This is a genomic window from Siminovitchia sediminis (genome assembly GCF_042680885.1).
Classification (GTDB): domain Bacteria; phylum Bacillota; class Bacilli; order Bacillales; family Bacillaceae_C; genus Siminovitchia; species Siminovitchia sediminis.
Genome location: NZ_JBHUEO010000005.1, coordinates 313,418 through 330,658, shown reverse-complemented (window position 1 = coordinate 330,658; position 17,241 = coordinate 313,418). Strand labels below are relative to the sequence as shown.

Here is a 17,241-nt window from a genome sequence, read left to right as displayed (position 1 = left end):
GATTTTGTATGGAGCAACTTTATCACCGCCATATTTTGTTATTTTTATTTTAACAAATTAAAACGGTGAAAGAACAAATATTATAAATAATTAAAAAGGCTGTCGAGGGTTTCTCGACAGCCTGAGAGAGGAAACCTCCTCTCTATTTCATCATTCATTATTAGTTAGAGCTGTTATTTTCAACAAGTTTGACCATTACACTGGCAATTGCCTGCTGTTCTTCTTCAGAAGCAACAGACCATAAATCAGCAAGCACCCGCTCTTGCTCGTTTTTCGGATCTACCTGCTGTGCAAGATAATCACCGACTTGATGGGCCATTTGATTAATGATATCCTGCGACATGCCTTGCTGTTGAGCCTGGTCCAAACGATCACCAAGAAAGTTTTTCCATTGCTCCCAGTTATCAAGTACTGACATGATAGTATGCCTCCTTCACATTTTCTTACAATTTTATTATCTGCATGAATGAAGGGAATATGCATATTATTTTTCAGGTTTACATTTCATATATTATGTATACCATCCCCCATTAACAGCAATCACTTGTCCCGTAATATAGGCTGCTTTTGGAGACATTAAAAAGGATACCGTGTCAGCAATTTCTTCAGGAGCTGCCAGCCGGCCCAGAGGGATTTCATCTTGCAGCTGTTCCAGCTCTTCTTCCGTGAACCGGTTCAGCATTCCCGTTTCCACAGCGCCGGGTGCCACACAGTTTACCCTGACCCCTGAACCGGCCACCTCTTTGCTTAATGCTTTTGTAAAAGAAATTTGAGCCCCTTTCACAGTGGAATAGATCACTTCACAGGCAGCACCGGTCTGTCCCCAAACAGAACTGATCATTATAATATGAGACCTGGGATTCCTCATTAGCTTGGGGAGCAGGTTTCTGACCAAGATCAGCGGGCTTTTCACATGCAGCTGAATGGCGGTCTCCATCGTTTCATCTTCCAAATCCGAGAAGAGCCCAAAAGGTGCATTACCGCTCGAATAAACTATGGCATCCAGTTGAAAGATGTTTTGAAGCAGTTGTCTGCACCCGTCCTCAACCGATAAATCAGCCTGAATGGGGATCACTTCGATCGGATATCCTTTTAACTCATTCATCAGCTCTGAAATTCTTTTGCCGTTGGAATGGTAATGTAAATAAAGATTCCAATTTTCTTTTGCCAAAATCTTTGCTGTCGCTGCACCTATTCCTCCACTTGCTCCGGTAATTAATGCAAAACGTTTCATACTCATTTTTCCTCTTTCCCATAAAAAAATCCCGGCAAATAGGCCGGGTTTTACTATTTCTTTGGCACCACTTGACAAACAGACATTCGTTCCTCGGAAAAAAACTGATGCGCCGCTGACTTTATATCAGTAAATGCAATATTTTCAATGACCGGCACAACATCAAATAAGTTCATATCATTTAATTTATACCGGGTAAACTGATTTGCAATAAATTCAGGGGAATTAAACGCCCTTAAAAAGTTTCCAATTCGCTTTTTTTTGGCTCGTTCAAGCTCTTCTTCACTCAATTGTTCTTCGGTATTCAATACCATGTTCTGCAGGCGCTCTGCAAGGAGATCCGGCTCACTTGTATCACTGCCCATTACAGCGAATCCAAAACCTTCTTCCTGTGTATAATCAAATTGAAAAGTTTCATCGATCAGACCTTCCTTATACAGCTTTTCGTAATTTGTTGAACTTTTGCCAAAGAGGATATCGAGCAATATTTGAATGGTCAATTCTTTTCTTAACATGTCCTCCCCAGTACCCTCAAAATGAGGAGCTTTTACGCCGACCATACACTTTGGCGTTTGCACATCCATGAGAATGACTTGCTTTTTCTTTGCAGCATTCTCGGGCTCCTCTTCAAAATGCCTGGTTATTTGAGGTGCAGGATCAAATTTTCTGCTCTTTTGATCTTCCTTGACAAACTCTATGATTTTATCGGGGTCGACGGGTCCTGTAACAAAAAATATCATATTGCTTGGATGGTAGAACGTATTGTAGCAAAGATAGAGCAGATCGGCTGTAATATGCGAAATAGACTCAATGGTCCCGGCAATATCAATTTTTACCGGATGGCGATGGAACAGATTTTCAATCAGCCCAAAATACAGTCTCCAATCCGGATTATCATCATACATGGTGATCTCCTGCCCGATAATTCCTTTTTCTTTCTCTACGGTCTGCTCCGTAAAATAGGGCTCTTGAACCATCTGTATCAGTGTACTTAAATTCTGTTCAACATTGGAGGTACTGGAGAACAAATAAGCCGTTCTTGTAAATGATGTAAATGCATTGGCAGAGGCCCCCTGTTTGCTGAACAATTGAAAGACATCCCCGTCTTTTTTCTCAAACATTTTATGTTCAAGAAAATGGGCAATTCCATCAGGAACTGTATGGAGTTCCGTATCATGTAAAGGAATAAAGGTATTATCTACAGAGCCATATTTTGTTGTAAAAGTGGCGTATGTCTTGTTAAACCCTTTCTTTGGCAATACATATACTTGCAGTCCATTCGGCAATGTTTCATGATAAACCGTTTCTTTTAATTGGTCGAAGTATATAGTGTTCATGATTGGGGCCCCTCCTTTACTCCGGTTAAAAAGTATATGGTGTCCAGTTCAATTTTACGGGCTGCCTCCATGATTTGGTCTTTTGTTATGTTTGCAATCGCACTTTGCCATTCTTCCAGGGTGATATTTTGGTCTGCCACGACATTATGATAAAGCAGCTCTGTCAACCCCCGTGTTGTATCGATGGTTTCCAGGAATTGATTTTGAATGACTGCTTTTGTCTGTTCAATTTCCTGATCAGAGAAATCACCGTTCTTCATGGCTTCCATCTGCTCTTTAATAATACGGACCGCCTGATCGTAATTTTTATTATCTATACCTGACATGACCATCAGTAACCCTTTATGGCTTTCAAGCCGGCTTGCTGCATAATAGGCAAGATTCGCTTTTTCCCGTACGTTAATAAACAGTTTGGAATGTGGAAATCCTCCAAAAAGCCCATTTAGGACCTGTAAAGAAAAATAATCCGGGTCGCCATAAAAAATATTTGTTCGATAACCGATGTTTAACTTACCCTGCTTTAAATCTTGCCTTTCAATAATCTCTTTTGTTTCCGATGATTCTGCTCTCATTTGTTTTGATACTTGTTGAGGTGTACGGTTTTTCAATTCTATGGTTTGGCAATACCTTTCGACTTCGGCTGAATCAACATCACCGATTATATATAAGTCCATCTCATCTTCCTGCAGCGCCTGCTCATAATACGAGTAAAGAGAAGCCGGAGTGATGTCGCCTACCTGGTCATACTCTCCGTGAACATATAAAGCATATGGTTCACCTTTGCACATTTCCTCTGTCACACGATGAGTTGCATAGCGCATCTTATCATCATATACAGATTGAATCCGCTGTTTTAATGATCTTTTTTCCTGTTCAACAGTCTCTTTGTCGAATGCGCCGTTATCTGCATGAGGATCGAGCAGAACTTCCTTAAGCAGATGGAACGCCTTTTCAAGCAAAGGAGTGGAATCTTTTAGAAAAGCTTCATTGGCTATCTCGATCGTGATCGTAATAATATGATAGTCCCCTTTTTTACTGAGATCCGTCTGAAGGGCAGCACCGTATAAATGATCCAGATAAGTGCGCAGCTTGGCCGTTGATGGATGTTTTTTTGTACTGCTCTGTAACACGTGAGGGAGCAGAGCTCTGTAGGTGACAGTTTCTTTTTTTAGCGGTGCTTTCATTTTCCATATCAACGTATTTGTTTTATATTTATCCGTTTGTATCATGTGCAGGGTATACCCTTGCATAGGTAAAGTTTTCTCATAAAGCAGCGGCATCTTTTACGCCTCCTTTTTCTTAAAGCCAGTTTACCGGCTATCATTATCGTATGTCCAATCTTATCATTATATACAACGGTCCCTACCGTTATTCCAATCTATGAGGTTTGTTCTTCGGTTCGAGAAATTAACACCGTCCTTGGTTTGCTGCCTTCGTAAGGACCCACGACTCCACGTGCTTCCATTTCATCAATCAGCCTCGCCGCCCTTGTATACCCAATTCTGAATCGTCTTTGCAGCATAGAAACGGATGCCGTCTGCATTTCCACGATCAGCTGTACGGCCTCCTCATACAGTTCGTCCTCGACATCGGAAGTGGTTTCCGGAATATCATCAGGGATCATATCCTCCTGATATTGTGCTTTTTGCTGGGAAATGACAAACTGAACGACATCTTCCACTTCCTGGTCTGACAAAAACGCACCTTGTATACGGACGGGCTTGGACGCACCTACAGGCAGAAACAGCATATCACCTCTTCCGAGTAGTTTCTCAGCTCCTCCACTGTCCAGGATTGTTCTGGAATCTGTTTGAGATGATACTGCAAAGGCAATTCGCGAAGGAATATTCGCTTTGATCACACCTGTGATGACATCCACGGAAGGCCGTTGAGTCGCAATGATCAAATGAATGCCTGCAGCCCGTGCCATTTGTGCCAGTCTTGTAATTGCGTCTTCGACATCGTTGGATGCTACCATCATCAAGTCCGCTAATTCATCTACAATGACAACAATATAGGGCAAAAGCGGCTGCTGATCCTCTTCTTCAGCATTTTCCCGGCGGATATAATCATTGTATCCCTCAATATTTCTTGTACCTGTATGTGAAAATAATTCATAGCGCCTTTCCATCTCGTTGACCACTTTTTTGAGAGCTTGGGAAGCTTTTTTCGGATCGGTTACAACCGGCGCAAGTAAATGCGGTATTCCGTTATAGACATTTAACTCCACCATTTTGGGGTCAATCATCATCATTTTAACCTCATGAGGCTTGGCTCTCATTAAAATACTTGTAATAATTCCGTTGATACAGACGCTTTTTCCGCTTCCTGTGGCACCCGCAACCAACAGGTGGGGCATTTTATTTAATTCAGCTACCACTGCTTCGCCTGTTATATCACGGCCAAGACCTATCTGGAGCTTAGCTTCCGGCTTTTGGTGTTCTTTCGCTTCCAACACTTCTCGCAAAGAAACTACCGCTATTTCAGAGTTCGGAACTTCTATGCCAATGGCCGACTTCCCGGGGATTGGGGCTTCAATTCTAATATCCTTTGCCGCCAATGCCAGTGCCAGATCGTCACTGAGACTGACGATGCGGCTTACCTTTACACCTGCATCGGGATGAACCTCATATTTTGTCACGGCTGGCCCTAAGTGAACCTGTGTTACGCGAGCCTTTACACCAAAACTTTGAAAGGTTTTCTCAAGCTTCGCCGCGTTGGCATGAATCAGTTTGTATTCATTGCTCTGGTCAGCTGCTTTTGGCTTGGATAGCAGACTGGATGGCGGCAATTGATAGTCCTTATTTTCCACCTCTGTAAATGTCAGATTCGCTGGCAGATCCGGTTGTTCTTCTTTTATTTCTTCCGGCTCGTCCACATCTGCGTTTTGAACCGAAACATTTTTTTCTGAGAAGCTCGAAATAAGTGGTTCTGCCGATTCTGCAGGTTCTTCAGGATAAATAAGCTCCGCTTGGTGTTCAACAATGAGCGGGGGCTGGTCATCTGAGTCTCTTGCATCTTCTTTTTCTTGCTTTTTGGCCTCTTTTTTGGATAATCTTTCTTTGTTCCACTCTTTGATATCTTCTATGAAACCGGACCACTGGGCTTTTATGAATGCTCCTGATTTTTTCCCTGCTTTTTCTACATACTCGCCCATGGTTTTTCCCGTCATTAAAATAAGCCCGATCAAAATGAGAAAAAAGCTGACGATTTTTGTGCCTGCTGTATCAAACAGCAGATGAAACGCTGAAAACAAAATAGCACCAATGATTCCTCCGCCCAAATCATGTGTAGATGCTTCCCCATTCATGATTTGAATAAACAAACTGTATGTACTTTTAATCACACTGGTGTTTGTAAGCATTCCTTCCTGATTCATCAGACCAAAAAGCCGCATATGCGCCAGCAGCAGCAAGCTGGCCATAATAAAATAAAGTCCGATGATTCTTCCTTTGAAAAAGGGCGGCCACTCTCTTTTAATAATGAAAAAACCGGCAATCCATAATGTCGCCAGCAATCCTGCCATATACCATTCACCAAGCAAAAAATAGAAAAAGTGAGAAATTCCCCGTCCCACAGCCCCAAGTTCAATAATCGAAATTAACGTTAATGCTATTAATATAATACCCGCAAGTTCGAATTTCAAAATCTTTTTCAGTTTCTGGTCAGACTTGCGGCTTCTTCTTTTTTTCTTTTTCGCCATATGTATCACCTTGCCTCATCGATCATTTTGATCTTTAAGAATGACTTTCACATACTGCTCAAACAAGAACATATGAGCTGTTTATCCTCCCATTATAACACATATAACTTGGACACTTTAGGAAGTTTTTCCTGTTTTTCTATATTTGAACAAGGTTTTTTCCAGTAACCATTGTGGAGGACTTCGTCTCATTCGGGCGCTTGAGATCCCCATTCACGTTTATGGTTGTTAAAAGGGAATAGCTGCTTGCTTTTCCTTGTTGAAAGTACTGCTGGCAGGCTCCAGCCCTGCAGAAGATACCGTCAGCCAACAGCAGCAGTGAAATATAAGAAAACCCACACTGAAAAAGAGTAAATTCGAAGAACAACGGGGAATTATAAGCCTTTTATAATTTATATCAAAAACGAAAAGATTGAAGGTGATGATTTCGATACAGCCACAAAACTGGGGGAGGCTTTAAAAGGCGGAATTCATTCACTCAACATGGCCATGCCTGATGGAAGATTTGCTTGCGGGTCAATTTACTATAACAATGTTACCAGGACGCCGGAAGGCCTAAATCGCCTGATTAAAGATACTTTGAAAAGTTGCTTATTCGTAGGGATGATTCGGATAAATTTAAATTATTGGAGGACATGTATCAAGTAATGTTAGAATTGGCGGGAATCCAGGAGGAACAAAATGCTGCATTGACTCCCGGCAGATCATACCGCATATATGTAGAAACTTTGGAGATACCTTCAAGTATGGGCTGAGGGTTGAATTCGAAACGATGATTACGGGCCATGATATTTGCAAAAGAAGATGAGCGTTTATTTGCGGCAATTTGCAATGGACCCATTACCAGCCAGTCAAAGGGCTATTGGAACAGACGAACAAAACTTACATGATTGGCTAGACCCTTTGATCGATGAGATGACAATCACTGGAGAATTTGAATCTTTAAGAGAATTGGATGGAATAAAGGGGCGCGAGGCTTGCCGGCACGTGATGATATAGAATTTCATATTTCACAGCAACTGGCTAATACAAAGGGGCTTGATGAGTTAATGTCAAAGAAAATCCGAACAATTTATAACCCGTCCCCAAAATATCCTCCGCTTTTTCGCGAGGGTCCGGTGAGCCTCCTTGTGCCGTCGTACAGCGAGGGACTCACCGAGGCCTGTAGTCACGCAGGAGTCTTCGTCATCTTCTTTCCTGTATAAATGCAGTATCCTGCTAATCTTTAGCTTTGAATACCTCTTGCGTGTTAATTAAATTGAATGTCATTTATGTGAAGATTGGTTCCCGGTTGAATCTCGGTTCGCAAATAATCAGAGGGATTACTGCTTATAATCCGGACTACTTTGCAAGACTGTCCTGATTGCTCGACCAGCAAAGGTATATTATTCCACAGACAGTGTGTCCGATTGGAAAAAGCTGCGTCATCGACAGGGAAAATGTGTTCAGGAGGTACAATGGAGTGGATAATCATTGCAGCATCTCACCTTCGTCTTCCTTTGCTCTATTGGCTACAATCATTTCATTTAATTTTTTCATGGCCTCTCCTAACCCGCCGACCTCATCAATGAGCCCATATTTCACAGCATCTGCACCGATGACATTAGTACCAATATCACGTGTTAAATTCCCTTTGGCAAACATCAGGTCTTTGAACGTCTCCTCGGTAATGCCGGAATGCTTCGTAACAAAATTAATGACCCGTTCCTGCATTTTATCCATATATTCAAACGATTGCGGAACACCGATCACCAGTCCGGTTAAACGAATGGGATGAATGGTCATGGTCGCCGTTTCTGCAATGAATGAATGAGAACAAGATACAGCAATCGGAACACCGATTGAGTGGCCTCCCCCCAAAACAATGGATACGGAAGGCTTGGATAAAGTGGATATCATTTCAGATATGGCCAGTCCGGCCTCCACGTCACCGCCTACTGTATTTAGAATGACTAGGAGGCCTTCAATTTTGGGATTTTGCTCTATTGCTACAAGTTGTGGAATCAGGTGTTCGTATTTTGTTGTTTTATTTTGCGGAGGAAGCTGCATATGTCCCTCAATTTGCCCAATGATAGTAAGACAGTGAATGTTTGCATCCTGTCCCATATCAGGTACATTGGTTTGCCCCAGTTGCTGGATTTTCTCCACTAGGCTGCTCGATGGCTTTGATTCGGGGTTTTGCTCGGGCTGCTGCGGCTGCGCACCCGCAAATCCAGGATTAGATGAATAATTGCTCTGCATGGAACTCCTCCCAAGAGAATAGATCGTTGACGATAGTATGTAACGGCTTGGAGATTTTCATACGAATAAATTCAGCCATTCATCTGATTCCCGAAAAAATGATGGATTCGGACTCACTTTGCTCATTTACCCGAACTGTGTTTCCCCCGCCTGTTCACCGTCAATCAGAAATAGTTCGTGATAAGATGATAGCTCGTTTATAAATATCCTCAATCATAAAAAAAGCAGCCCCTTATGTACAAACGGGACTGCCACAGTATGTGATCAATTGGTTATTGTGTACATTCAAGCCATTCCTGTATCGATTGCCTATGCCTATCAGATCTCCATGATAATTGGCAATATCATCGGTTTACGTTTTGTCTGTTCAAATAAAAATTGATTTAAACGGTCACGAATATCTTGCTTGATCCCCGACCAGTCAAAAGACCCTACCGAAATGGCTTGTTCAACAATAGATTGAACCATTTTTGTGGATTCTTCAATTAACTTTTCCGACTCTCTGACATATACAAAACCACGAGAGATTATTTCAGGACCGGACGCGATTCTTTTGTTCTTTTTATCAAGTGTTACTACGACTGTAAAAATTCCGTCTTGCGAAAGCAATTTTCGGTCTCTCAGTACAATATTGCCTACATCTCCTACTCCAATTCCGTCAATCAGCACATTCCCTGCTGGTACTTTGCCCCCGGCTGTCATACGCCCATTTTTATATTCTATCACTTCACCATTAACAGGTATTAAGATGTGATTCTTTTGTACACCCGTATGTTCAGCCAATTTTGCGTGAGAAAACAGCATGCGGTATTCACCCTGGATGGGGATGAAAAATTTCGGTTTCATCAGATTCAGCATCATTTTAAGATCTTCCTGGCTGCCATGTCCCGAAACATGAATCTTAAAATATGGAGTGCTTACCGATGCGCCTGCACGGTATAACAAATCGATTGTTTTATACATAAATGTTTCAAGGCCGGGTGAAGGAGTGGCAGTAATCAGCACAGTATCCCCTTTTTTAATATTAATCTGCTTATGGTTTTGCTTGGCCATTTTTTGCAGAGCTTCTAAAGGCTCGCCCATCATTCCGGTCGAAATAATAACAATTTCATGATCTTCATACTTTGGAAGATCTGTAACGGGTATGACTAGGTCATCTGATGCCAACGATAAATAATTTAATTTTAGGGCCACTTGCAGGCTGCGTTCAATGCTTTTGCCTACAACAGCCACTTTTCTTCCATTTTCATATGCCGCATCAAGAGCCTGTTGAATACGAATAAAATTAGATGCAAAACTGGCAATAATAATCCTTCCTTGAGCAGAATGAAATGTATTTGAAAGCTCCCGTTCCGTAACAGCCTCTGAAGTTGTAAATCCGGGATTTTCCGCTTCGGTACTATCGGATAACAACGCAAGTACGCCGGAATCTCCGATACTTGCCATCTTGCCGATTTCAGCACGGTACCCTTTTGGAGCTGCCTGGTCAAATTTAAAATCCCCGGTATGGACGATCTTTCCTTCAGAGGTTTGCAGGCAGATGCCAATGGAATCCGGAATGCTGTGCGTCGTATGAAAAAAAGTTGCCACCGTACGGTCGAATTTTATTCTCGAAGTCGATTTGATGGTATGGAATCGGTTTGCCGTTTTCAAACCAAATTCTTTCACTTTTTCTTTAGCAAGCGCCACCGTCAATTTCGTACCATATACCGGTGCGTGTACTTTCTGTAAAACATACGGAAGGGCTCCGATGGCATCTTCATGGCCATGTGTCAGGAAGATAGCCTTTACACGGTCTTTTTGCTCTTCCAGCCATGTGGTTTCCGGAATTACTATGTCGATTCCAAGCATCTCGTTTTCCGGAAATTTCAGCCCGGCATCAATAATAAAAATGTCTTGATCGATTTCGATGACATACATATTTTTTCCAATTTCGCCTACTCCTCCCAGCGGGATGATTTTTATGCTGTCATTTTGTACTTTGTTCAAATTATTTCTTCCTCCCATGGTGAAATATTCCCGATCTTCATCAGTTAACGTTTATTATACTTGATTGTGAATTCCATGATCAACCAATACGGAAAATAGATCGTATACAGTAATTTGAGTCTATAGAACCGGTAAAATATTCTCGAAAATATGTTACAATTGCCATAATTATGTCATTTAGTATTTGAATGAAAAAGGAGATGTGACATGAAGCAAGGCACTTTGCTGCAAGAACTTGAGATTTACCGGTCCATTGTGCAATATTCGGACTTTCTATTTTCATTTCACGCGAGTAACGGAGAATTTATCTATGTATCCCCCACCTGCAAGCCTTTACTTGGATACGAGCAAAATGAGCTGATGGATACTTGCCTTATCGACTTCATCCATCCCAGTGATCGGGAAAGGCTTCCTGCTGAATGGACAAACTCAGATTATGAAAGGATTACCTATCGCTTTTGCAAAAAGGAAGGCGATTATATATGGCTCGAAACAACAATGATCCCCTATTCACAACATCCTGAGCAAACAGGATTTTCATGTATTACCAGGGATGTAACTGCTCAGCTGACAGCCGAGGCAGAATTGGAAGAACAAAAAGATATGTATCGCCAATTAGTAGAAAACTTCCAGGATACCGTCGGAATCATTACAAGGGACGGAAGTTGCCTTTATATAAATGATTCCGGCAAAAAATTATTTGGGGTAACCAGCAAGGAAGAAGTGATCGGCAAGTCCATCTTTGATTTTGTCTCCTCTGAAGCCCATGATGTAATCAATCACCAAATGAAAGATCAATTGGCCAACCATCCTTCGGAGCTAACCTTTTCCAGGCATGACGGAATAAAGAAGCATGTAGGAATTAAGCTTATTCCCACCATTTATAAAGAAAGGGAATCATTTCATATTGTAATCAGAGATTTAACCGAGCAGAAAAAAACCGAAGAACTGATTCACCGAACAGAGAAATTGTCTGTAGTCGGTCAGCTGGCCGCTGGAATCGCGCATGAAATCCGTAACCCTTTGACGGCTATTAAAGGTTTTACACAATTATTAAGAAAAGAATCTCATAATGATTATTTTGAGGTGATGCTAAGCGAATTAGAACGGATTGAGGAAATTGTAAGCGATTTATTAATTCTTGCCAAGCCGCAGCCTTCCAAAACAGAAAAGGTCCATATCGGAGCTTTAATAGAAGATACAATTGATTTATTCAAATCCGAAGCTCTTCTTCGAAATGTGGAAATCCACTCACACATCCAATTGACCCATCAATGTATTGAGGGTGAGGCTGACAAGTTAAAACAGGTCTATATTAATTTAATAAAAAATGCCATTGAGGCCATGCCTGATGGCGGAACCATTGAAATTTCCGCTTACCCCGAAAACGGGAAAATTATTACACAAATCAAAGATTCCGGGATAGGAATTCCAGATGAGCGATTATCCAAACTGGGAGAACCTTTTTATAGTACGAAAGAACAGGGGACTGGCTTGGGGTTAATGATCTGCAATCGTATTATAAAAAATCACAATGGTAAAATGAAAATAGAAAGTACAGCAGGTGCGGGAACAACGATACATGTTTGTTTCCCTTCATATACACATGAACACAAGAAAATGAAAGCCTAAAAACCCCTCCGGCACGAAGGAATTTCCTCATTGTGCCAGAGGGGGATCTCATTAGCTGCTTATTAACTTGGTTGAAAGCATGACTGATTGCAATTCCAATCTTTCTTCCTCTGTCAGAGGGACCAAAGGCAGGCGTACTGACCCGACATCAAATCCGGACATCTGCATAGCCGTTTTGATAGGCCCGGGACTTGGGGCTCGAAAAATCCCCCGCATGAACGGAAGAAGCTTCCTGTGTATCGCCGCTGCTCTTGCATGATCTCCATTAAAGAAGGATTGAACCATGTCTTGCAGCTCGTCACCGATTACATGGCTGGCAACTGAAACTACACCAACACCGCCAATGGAAAGTATCGGCAATGTAAAAGAATCATCACCACTGTACAGCAAGAAGTCTTTATCCGTATGGGCTATAATTTTGGCCATGGCGTCAAGGTCGCCGCTCGCCTCTTTCACAGCAACAATGTTATCAATTTTTGACAGCTCAATAATCGTCTCAGGCATAACATTGACCGAAGATCTTCCAGGTATATTATAGAGCATTACAGGCAATTTGGTAGATTGTGCAATTGCCTCGAAATGTTTATATAAACCTGCTTGGTTCGGTTTATTATAATAAGGCGCGACAAGCATGATTGCATCGACACCGAGATCTTCAGCTTTTTTTGTGAATTCAATGGATGCATACGTATTATTGCTGCCTGTTCCAGCAATGACAGGAATCCGTCCTGCTGCTACTTTAACAACATGCTCAAAAAGCGCCAGCTTTTCCTCTGTTGTCAAAGTAGGAGATTCACCTGTAGTACCAGCAACAACCAAAGAATCCGTACCACGGCTGATCAGATGGTCTACAAGTTTTGTTGTTTTTTGGAAATCAATATTTCCCTTGTTGTCAAAAGGGGTCACCATTGCTGTGGATACCCTGCCAAATTGAGCCATACCCTACACCTCAATCATATAATTCATATTCAATTTTTTCATTCTGTAATTCAAATACATCGTGCAATGCATTGACTGCATTGGCCAAATCTTTTCCTTCCACAAGGACCCAAATTGTTGTATGGCTGTCAGCCGATTGCAAAATCCGTATTTCTTGTTCAGCCAGCGCTGTAACGATTTTTGCAGTTACACCAGGGACACCGGCAATCCCGGCACCGACAATAGAGACTTTAGCACATTGGGGTTCGACGGCGGGATCATACCCGGCTTCCTGCAAAGCAGCAACAGCCCGTTCCACAGTATGCTCAGGGATTGTGTAAACAACTCCGTTGGGTGATATGTTAATAAAATCTACACTGATCTTTTCATTAGCCATCGCTTTAAAAACTTCAGCCTGAAAGTTGTATTGCCCTTTTTTGGCGGATACTTTAATTTGAGAAATATTTTCCACATGGGCAATCCCGGTTACAAGTTGTTCACGTACTTCCGGCTGCTGCCTCTTTCGGTCCAAGGTGGTTACCAGTGTGCCCGGGGAGTCAGAATACGTTGACCTGATTCTTAAAGGAATTTTAGCTTGCATGGCAATCTCTACGGCACGCGGATGTATGACTTTTGCACCTTGATACGCCATGTTACATACTTCATCATATGTGACAACCGGCAATGGGCGTGCTTTTTTTACAATTCTCGGGTCCGCCGTCATCATGCCCTCAACATCCGTAAAGATATCGATAAACTCTGCATTTAAAGCGGCTCCCAAGGCTGCAGCCGAAGTATCGCTGCCGCCGCGTCCGATTGTAGTCATATCTCCATTCTCCGCTGCTCCCTGGAAACCGGCAACAACTATGGCATCATGTGATTGGAGCGTTTGCTCCAGGCGTTCACAGTTCATTCTTAGAATTTTTGCATTTGTGTATTCGGCATTGGTTACAAATCCGGCTTGAGCACCAGACATTGCTGTTGCACGAATACCACTTTCATTCAGCATATGTGCAAAAACAACGCTTGAGATTGTCTCCCCGCAAGATACAAGCATATCCTTTTCTCTATTTGTAACAGTGGTTTGCTTGTCACCGATTAAACCAAGCAAAGTATCTGTCGCATATGGATCTCCTTTGCGCCCCATAGCAGACACAACTACAACCACTTTATAGCCATTGTCAATCGCTTTTTGAATATGGCTTTTGGCTTGTGCACGAGTTTCACTGTTTCTTACAGACGTTCCGCCAAACTTCTGAACAACAACCTTCATTCTAACACCCCAATATATAAATTTAACTGTGCTGCGGCGCTGTAACCAAACCTAATTTCACAAGGCTTTCAGCAATTTGGACCGTATTGAGAGCTGCTCCTTTTAACAGATTGTCTGATACGATCCATAGGTGAAATCCATTTTCTTCATCCAAATCGCGGCGAATTCTTCCTACGAATACATCGTCTTTACCCGCTGCAAATGCCGGCATCGGATAGAGTTGCTCGTTTGGATCATCTTGAAGTGTTATTCCTGGTGCTTGAGATAGGATTTCCTGAATATCCTCAACTGTTACATCATTTTGTCCAACTTCGATATATACAGATTCTGAATGGCCAGTTTCAACCGGAAGGCGTACACATGTAGCTGCAACCTTCAATGATGGATGATTCATGATTTTTTTCGTTTCATTAATCATTTTCATTTCTTCCAAGGTATAGCCATTGTCTGCAAATTGGTCAATTTGGGGTATAACATTAAAGGCTATTTGATAATGTTTGTCTGCCCCGCCAACCGGCAAAATTTCAGGCGTAAATTCTTCTTCATCAAGGATGGCCTTTGATTGATTGTTCATCTCATCAATTGCTTGGGCTCCAGCCCCTGATACTGCCTGGTATGTTGAAACAATTACCTTATTTAATCCAAACGCCTTTCTGATCGGTTCAAGTGCGGCAACCATTTGAATGGTTGAGCAGTTCGGATTGGCAATAAGCCCTTTATGATTATTTATCGCTTCTTCATTTACTTCCGGTACTACAAGCGGCACTTCCGGATCCATACGGAATGCACTTGTATTATCTATAACAATCGCCCCGCGTTTAACGGCTTCCGGCGCAAACTTCTTGGACACGCTTCCCCCGGCACTGAATAGTGCAATGTCTACTCCTTCGAATGATTCAGGGACAGCTTCCTCAACCGTGAGGGTTTCCCCTTTAAAATGCACTTGTTTTCCTGCTGAACGAGCAGATGACAGCAACGTTAACTTCTTTATTGGAAAGTCCCTTCTCTCCAACGTTTTCAAGATCTGTTGTCCTACTGCTCCTGTCGCACCCATAACGGCGACATGATATCCTGTAGTTTTCTCCATTTGAAGACTCTCCTCCTAATCCTGGCTTACCTGCACAATGGTTATAAGGATTAATTCAATAATTATCATTCTATCACACTTTAGCCTGCTATTTGAATGATTTTTAAGCAAAAGATTAAATGGGAGGGAAAAGAATGTTTATGGACATTCTTTTCCCGGCATAGGGTCAGGCAAAATCCCTAAAACGTTCGATAATGACAGGTTGAAGCTGATACCCGTTAATGGCTGCTTCTACAGTAGCCGGGAGCAATTCCATCCGTGCTACCATGGAAGTTGGCTTTTTCTCCGGGTCATCCTGGCCGTATGGGATGAAGTAAATATTTTTGGCAGCCATGAGCTTCATTAAATTAACACCATTTAAACCTAAAGCATCATTTGTTGAAATGCCTAACACTACAGGTTTTCTATTTCTTAATGTGGCTTTAGCAGCCATTAACACAGGACTGTCGGTCAATGCGTTGGCAAATTTGCTCATTGAATTACCGGTAAGCGGAGCAATAACCATGCAATCCAGCGGTTCTTTCGGTCCCAGAGGTTCAGCATCTACTATTGAGGCAATGACTTTTCTTCCTGCAGCACTTTCAATTTTTGCAAGCCAATCTTCACTGTCCCCAAATTTTGTATCGGTACTTTTGACTGTATAAGTTACAACCGGCACGACTTCTGCTCCTGCATTTACAAGCTTCACAATTTCAGGAAGCACCTGGTCGTACGTACAATGGGAACCTGTCAAACCAAAACCAATGCGTTTTCCTTTTAAGCTCATGCTTCATTCCCCTTTCGGCTGGCAAGATCTTCACTCAATAATTGAGAAAGTACATTTGCCAATATTTGTCCGGCTGTCTTAGGAGCAACAATTCCCGGCAGTCCGGGAGCCAGGAGTGCCTTAATTCCGCGCTTTTCAGCATAGCGGAAATCAGTGCCCCCTGGTTTGGAAGCCAAATCGATAATCAAAGTATGAGATGGCATTTGTGCAATCACAGCTGCATTGACAATCAGATGAGGGACGGTATTAATACAAATATCAATATCTTTCACTTCATTTCTCAAATCGCTCAAATGAAAAGGTTCGAGGCCCATTTCGGTAATTCTTGCAATATGTTCACTTTTTCTAGCTCCCACTTTTACTTTGGCCCCCAGCAATGAAAATGATCGCGCTACACTCATTCCGACTCTCCCCAACCCCAATACAGCAATGGAAGATCGGTGTATAGTGATATCCGTATTTTGAATGGCCATCATGATTGTACCTTCTACTGTGGGAATGGAATTATAAATAGCGACATCGTCTCTTTCAAACAGTTTGACTAGTTTCCGCTGCGTTTTTTCAGTAATCTGATCCAAGTAACTGTTACTGATACCGGAATAGACTGTGCAATGAGAAGGCGTCCGATGAAGTATTTTTTCAGTAAGTACTATTTTTTCGTTCGAAAAAATCGTTTCTACAGCACCCTCCGGATCTGTACCTGGCACCGGGAGAATAATTGCATCGATTTCTGAAAAATCGATGTCTTGTACTTTTTCTTTTACTGCTCCGGAAAAAGGCTGATCCAGTTGTTCAAATCCGGCCAGTAATATTTTTGCATCCAGTTCTGTCAGTTTTTTTATAATCTCTAATTGTCTGGCATCTCCGCCCATGGCGACAATCTGCATATCTGTCAACATCAAAGTCCGTCACCTTCTTTCACTCTTGCTCAAACCATACGCAACCATATTGTATGTTTGCATAAAAAATAGAGTGCTTGGACGATGGCATACACTCGAAAAGTTGGACAAAAACTCCGCGTTTATCATAAAAAAACAGTTTAACATGCCGTAGCAATGTTA

The 17,241-nt window shown here is 42.1% G+C and carries 15 protein-coding genes; 2 read left to right on the top strand and 13 right to left on the bottom strand.

Annotated elements, in window-relative coordinates; translation table 11 throughout:
* Window positions 1-160: 160 nt before the first annotated feature.
* The 5 genes from ACFSCZ_RS04150 to ACFSCZ_RS04130 form a co-directional block, all read right to left on the bottom strand.
* A complete protein-coding gene (locus tag ACFSCZ_RS04150; protein WP_380772483.1) occupies window positions 161-418 on the bottom strand; it encodes a DUF3243 domain-containing protein in 258 nt (85 codons plus the stop codon).
* 93 nt (window positions 419-511) lie between these two features.
* On the bottom strand, window positions 512-1,234 hold the full coding sequence (gene ymfI, locus ACFSCZ_RS04145; protein ID WP_380772481.1) for an elongation factor P 5-aminopentanone reductase: 723 nt from the start codon (window positions 1,232-1,234) through the stop codon (window positions 512-514).
* Between the two features lie 53 nt (window positions 1,235-1,287).
* A complete protein-coding gene (gene yfmH / locus ACFSCZ_RS04140; RefSeq protein ID WP_380772479.1) occupies window positions 1,288-2,571 on the bottom strand; it encodes an EF-P 5-aminopentanol modification-associated protein YfmH in 1,284 nt (427 codons plus the stop codon).
* Window positions 2,568-3,851 carry an EF-P 5-aminopentanol modification-associated protein YfmF gene (gene yfmF / locus ACFSCZ_RS04135; RefSeq protein ID WP_380772477.1) on the bottom strand — a complete coding sequence of 428 codons (1,284 nt, stop codon included), beginning with the start codon at window positions 3,849-3,851 and terminating at the stop codon, window positions 2,568-2,570. Before yfmF ends, yfmH begins: the two co-directional genes overlap by 4 nt.
* Window positions 3,852-3,949: 98 nt before the next feature.
* Complete coding sequence (locus ACFSCZ_RS04130; protein WP_380772476.1) at window positions 3,950-6,274, bottom strand: FtsK/SpoIIIE family DNA translocase; 2,325 nt, start codon at window positions 6,272-6,274, stop codon at window positions 3,950-3,952.
* 831 nt (window positions 6,275-7,105) lie between these two features.
* Between ACFSCZ_RS04130 and ACFSCZ_RS04125 the strand changes: the two genes are divergently transcribed.
* The gene (locus ACFSCZ_RS04125) at window positions 7,106-7,273 is read left to right on the top strand and encodes a hypothetical protein (protein WP_380772474.1); all 168 of its coding nucleotides are present in this window, start codon (window positions 7,106-7,108) and stop codon (window positions 7,271-7,273) included.
* Between the two features lie 250 nt (window positions 7,274-7,523).
* Here the strand turns inward: ACFSCZ_RS04125 and ACFSCZ_RS04120 are convergent, their stop codons facing one another.
* From ACFSCZ_RS04120 to ACFSCZ_RS04110, 3 genes are all read right to left on the bottom strand, one after another.
* The gene (locus ACFSCZ_RS04120) at window positions 7,524-7,748 is read right to left on the bottom strand and encodes a YlzJ-like family protein (protein ID WP_380772473.1); all 225 of its coding nucleotides are present in this window, start codon (window positions 7,746-7,748) and stop codon (window positions 7,524-7,526) included.
* Window positions 7,745-8,515 carry a ClpP family protease gene (locus tag ACFSCZ_RS04115; protein ID WP_380772472.1) on the bottom strand — a complete coding sequence of 257 codons (771 nt, stop codon included), beginning with the start codon at window positions 8,513-8,515 and terminating at the stop codon, window positions 7,745-7,747. Before ACFSCZ_RS04115 ends, ACFSCZ_RS04120 begins: the two co-directional genes overlap by 4 nt.
* 318 nt (window positions 8,516-8,833) lie before the next feature.
* The gene (locus ACFSCZ_RS04110; RefSeq protein ID WP_380772471.1) at window positions 8,834-10,504 is read right to left on the bottom strand and encodes a ribonuclease J; all 1,671 of its coding nucleotides are present in this window, start codon (window positions 10,502-10,504) and stop codon (window positions 8,834-8,836) included.
* A 207-nt stretch (window positions 10,505-10,711) separates the two neighbouring features.
* On the opposite strand from ACFSCZ_RS04110, the gene ACFSCZ_RS04105 reads away from it, so the two are divergent.
* A complete protein-coding gene (locus ACFSCZ_RS04105) occupies window positions 10,712-12,136 on the top strand; it encodes a PAS domain S-box protein (RefSeq protein ID WP_380772470.1) in 1,425 nt (474 codons plus the stop codon).
* Window positions 12,137-12,187: 51 nt separating this feature from the next.
* On the opposite strand, the gene dapA is transcribed toward ACFSCZ_RS04105, so the two are convergent.
* The 5 genes from dapA to dpaA form a co-directional block, all read right to left on the bottom strand.
* Window positions 12,188-13,075: a 4-hydroxy-tetrahydrodipicolinate synthase gene (gene dapA, locus ACFSCZ_RS04100; RefSeq protein ID WP_380772469.1), complete on the bottom strand. Its 888-nt coding sequence runs from the start codon at window positions 13,073-13,075 to the stop codon at window positions 12,188-12,190.
* Window positions 13,076-13,085: 10 nt separating this feature from the next.
* Window positions 13,086-14,327, bottom strand: a complete 1,242-nt coding sequence (gene dapG / locus ACFSCZ_RS04095) for an aspartate kinase (protein WP_380772468.1) — start codon at window positions 14,325-14,327, stop codon at window positions 13,086-13,088.
* 22 nt (window positions 14,328-14,349) lie between these two features.
* Window positions 14,350-15,414 (bottom strand): aspartate-semialdehyde dehydrogenase, encoded by a 1,065-nt coding sequence (gene asd, locus ACFSCZ_RS04090; RefSeq protein WP_380772467.1) that lies wholly within the window; start codon window positions 15,412-15,414, stop codon window positions 14,350-14,352.
* A 166-nt stretch (window positions 15,415-15,580) separates the two neighbouring features.
* Window positions 15,581-16,180 (bottom strand): dipicolinate synthase subunit B, encoded by a 600-nt coding sequence (gene dpaB / locus ACFSCZ_RS04085; RefSeq protein ID WP_380772466.1) that lies wholly within the window; start codon window positions 16,178-16,180, stop codon window positions 15,581-15,583.
* Window positions 16,177-17,079: a dipicolinic acid synthetase subunit A gene (dpaA, locus tag ACFSCZ_RS04080; RefSeq protein ID WP_380772465.1), complete on the bottom strand. Its 903-nt coding sequence runs from the start codon at window positions 17,077-17,079 to the stop codon at window positions 16,177-16,179. The genes dpaB and dpaA overlap by 4 nt, the downstream gene beginning before the upstream one ends.
* Between the last annotated feature and the right edge of the window lie 162 nt (window positions 17,080-17,241).

Coding starts and splice junctions, on each gene's coding strand:
- dapA (WP_380772469.1), bottom strand. CDS start 13,075: ATGGCTCAATTTGGCAGGGTATCCACAGCAATGGTGACCCCTTTTGAC.
- yfmH (WP_380772479.1), bottom strand. CDS start 2,571: ATGAACACTATATACTTCGACCAATTAAAAGAAACGGTTTATCATGAA.
- asd (WP_380772467.1), bottom strand. CDS start 15,414: ATGGAGAAAACTACAGGATATCATGTCGCCGTTATGGGTGCGACAGGA.
- yfmF (WP_380772477.1), bottom strand. CDS start 3,851: ATGCCGCTGCTTTATGAGAAAACTTTACCTATGCAAGGGTATACCCTG.
- ACFSCZ_RS04150 (WP_380772483.1), bottom strand. CDS start 418: ATGTCAGTACTTGATAACTGGGAGCAATGGAAAAACTTTCTTGGTGAT.
- ACFSCZ_RS04115 (WP_380772472.1), bottom strand. CDS start 8,515: ATGCAGAGCAATTATTCATCTAATCCTGGATTTGCGGGTGCGCAGCCG.
- ACFSCZ_RS04105 (WP_380772470.1), top strand. CDS start 10,712: ATGAAGCAAGGCACTTTGCTGCAAGAACTTGAGATTTACCGGTCCATT.
- dpaB (WP_380772466.1), bottom strand. CDS start 16,180: ATGAGCTTAAAAGGAAAACGCATTGGTTTTGGTTTGACAGGTTCCCAT.
- ymfI (WP_380772481.1), bottom strand. CDS start 1,234: ATGAAACGTTTTGCATTAATTACCGGAGCAAGTGGAGGAATAGGTGCA.
- ACFSCZ_RS04120 (WP_380772473.1), bottom strand. CDS start 7,748: ATGATTATCCACTCCATTGTACCTCCTGAACACATTTTCCCTGTCGAT.
- dapG (WP_380772468.1), bottom strand. CDS start 14,327: ATGAAGGTTGTTGTTCAGAAGTTTGGCGGAACGTCTGTAAGAAACAGT.
- dpaA (WP_380772465.1), bottom strand. CDS start 17,079: ATGTTGACAGATATGCAGATTGTCGCCATGGGCGGAGATGCCAGACAA.
- ACFSCZ_RS04125 (WP_380772474.1), top strand. CDS start 7,106: ATGGACCCATTACCAGCCAGTCAAAGGGCTATTGGAACAGACGAACAA.
- ACFSCZ_RS04130 (WP_380772476.1), bottom strand. CDS start 6,274: ATGGCGAAAAAGAAAAAAAGAAGAAGCCGCAAGTCTGACCAGAAACTG.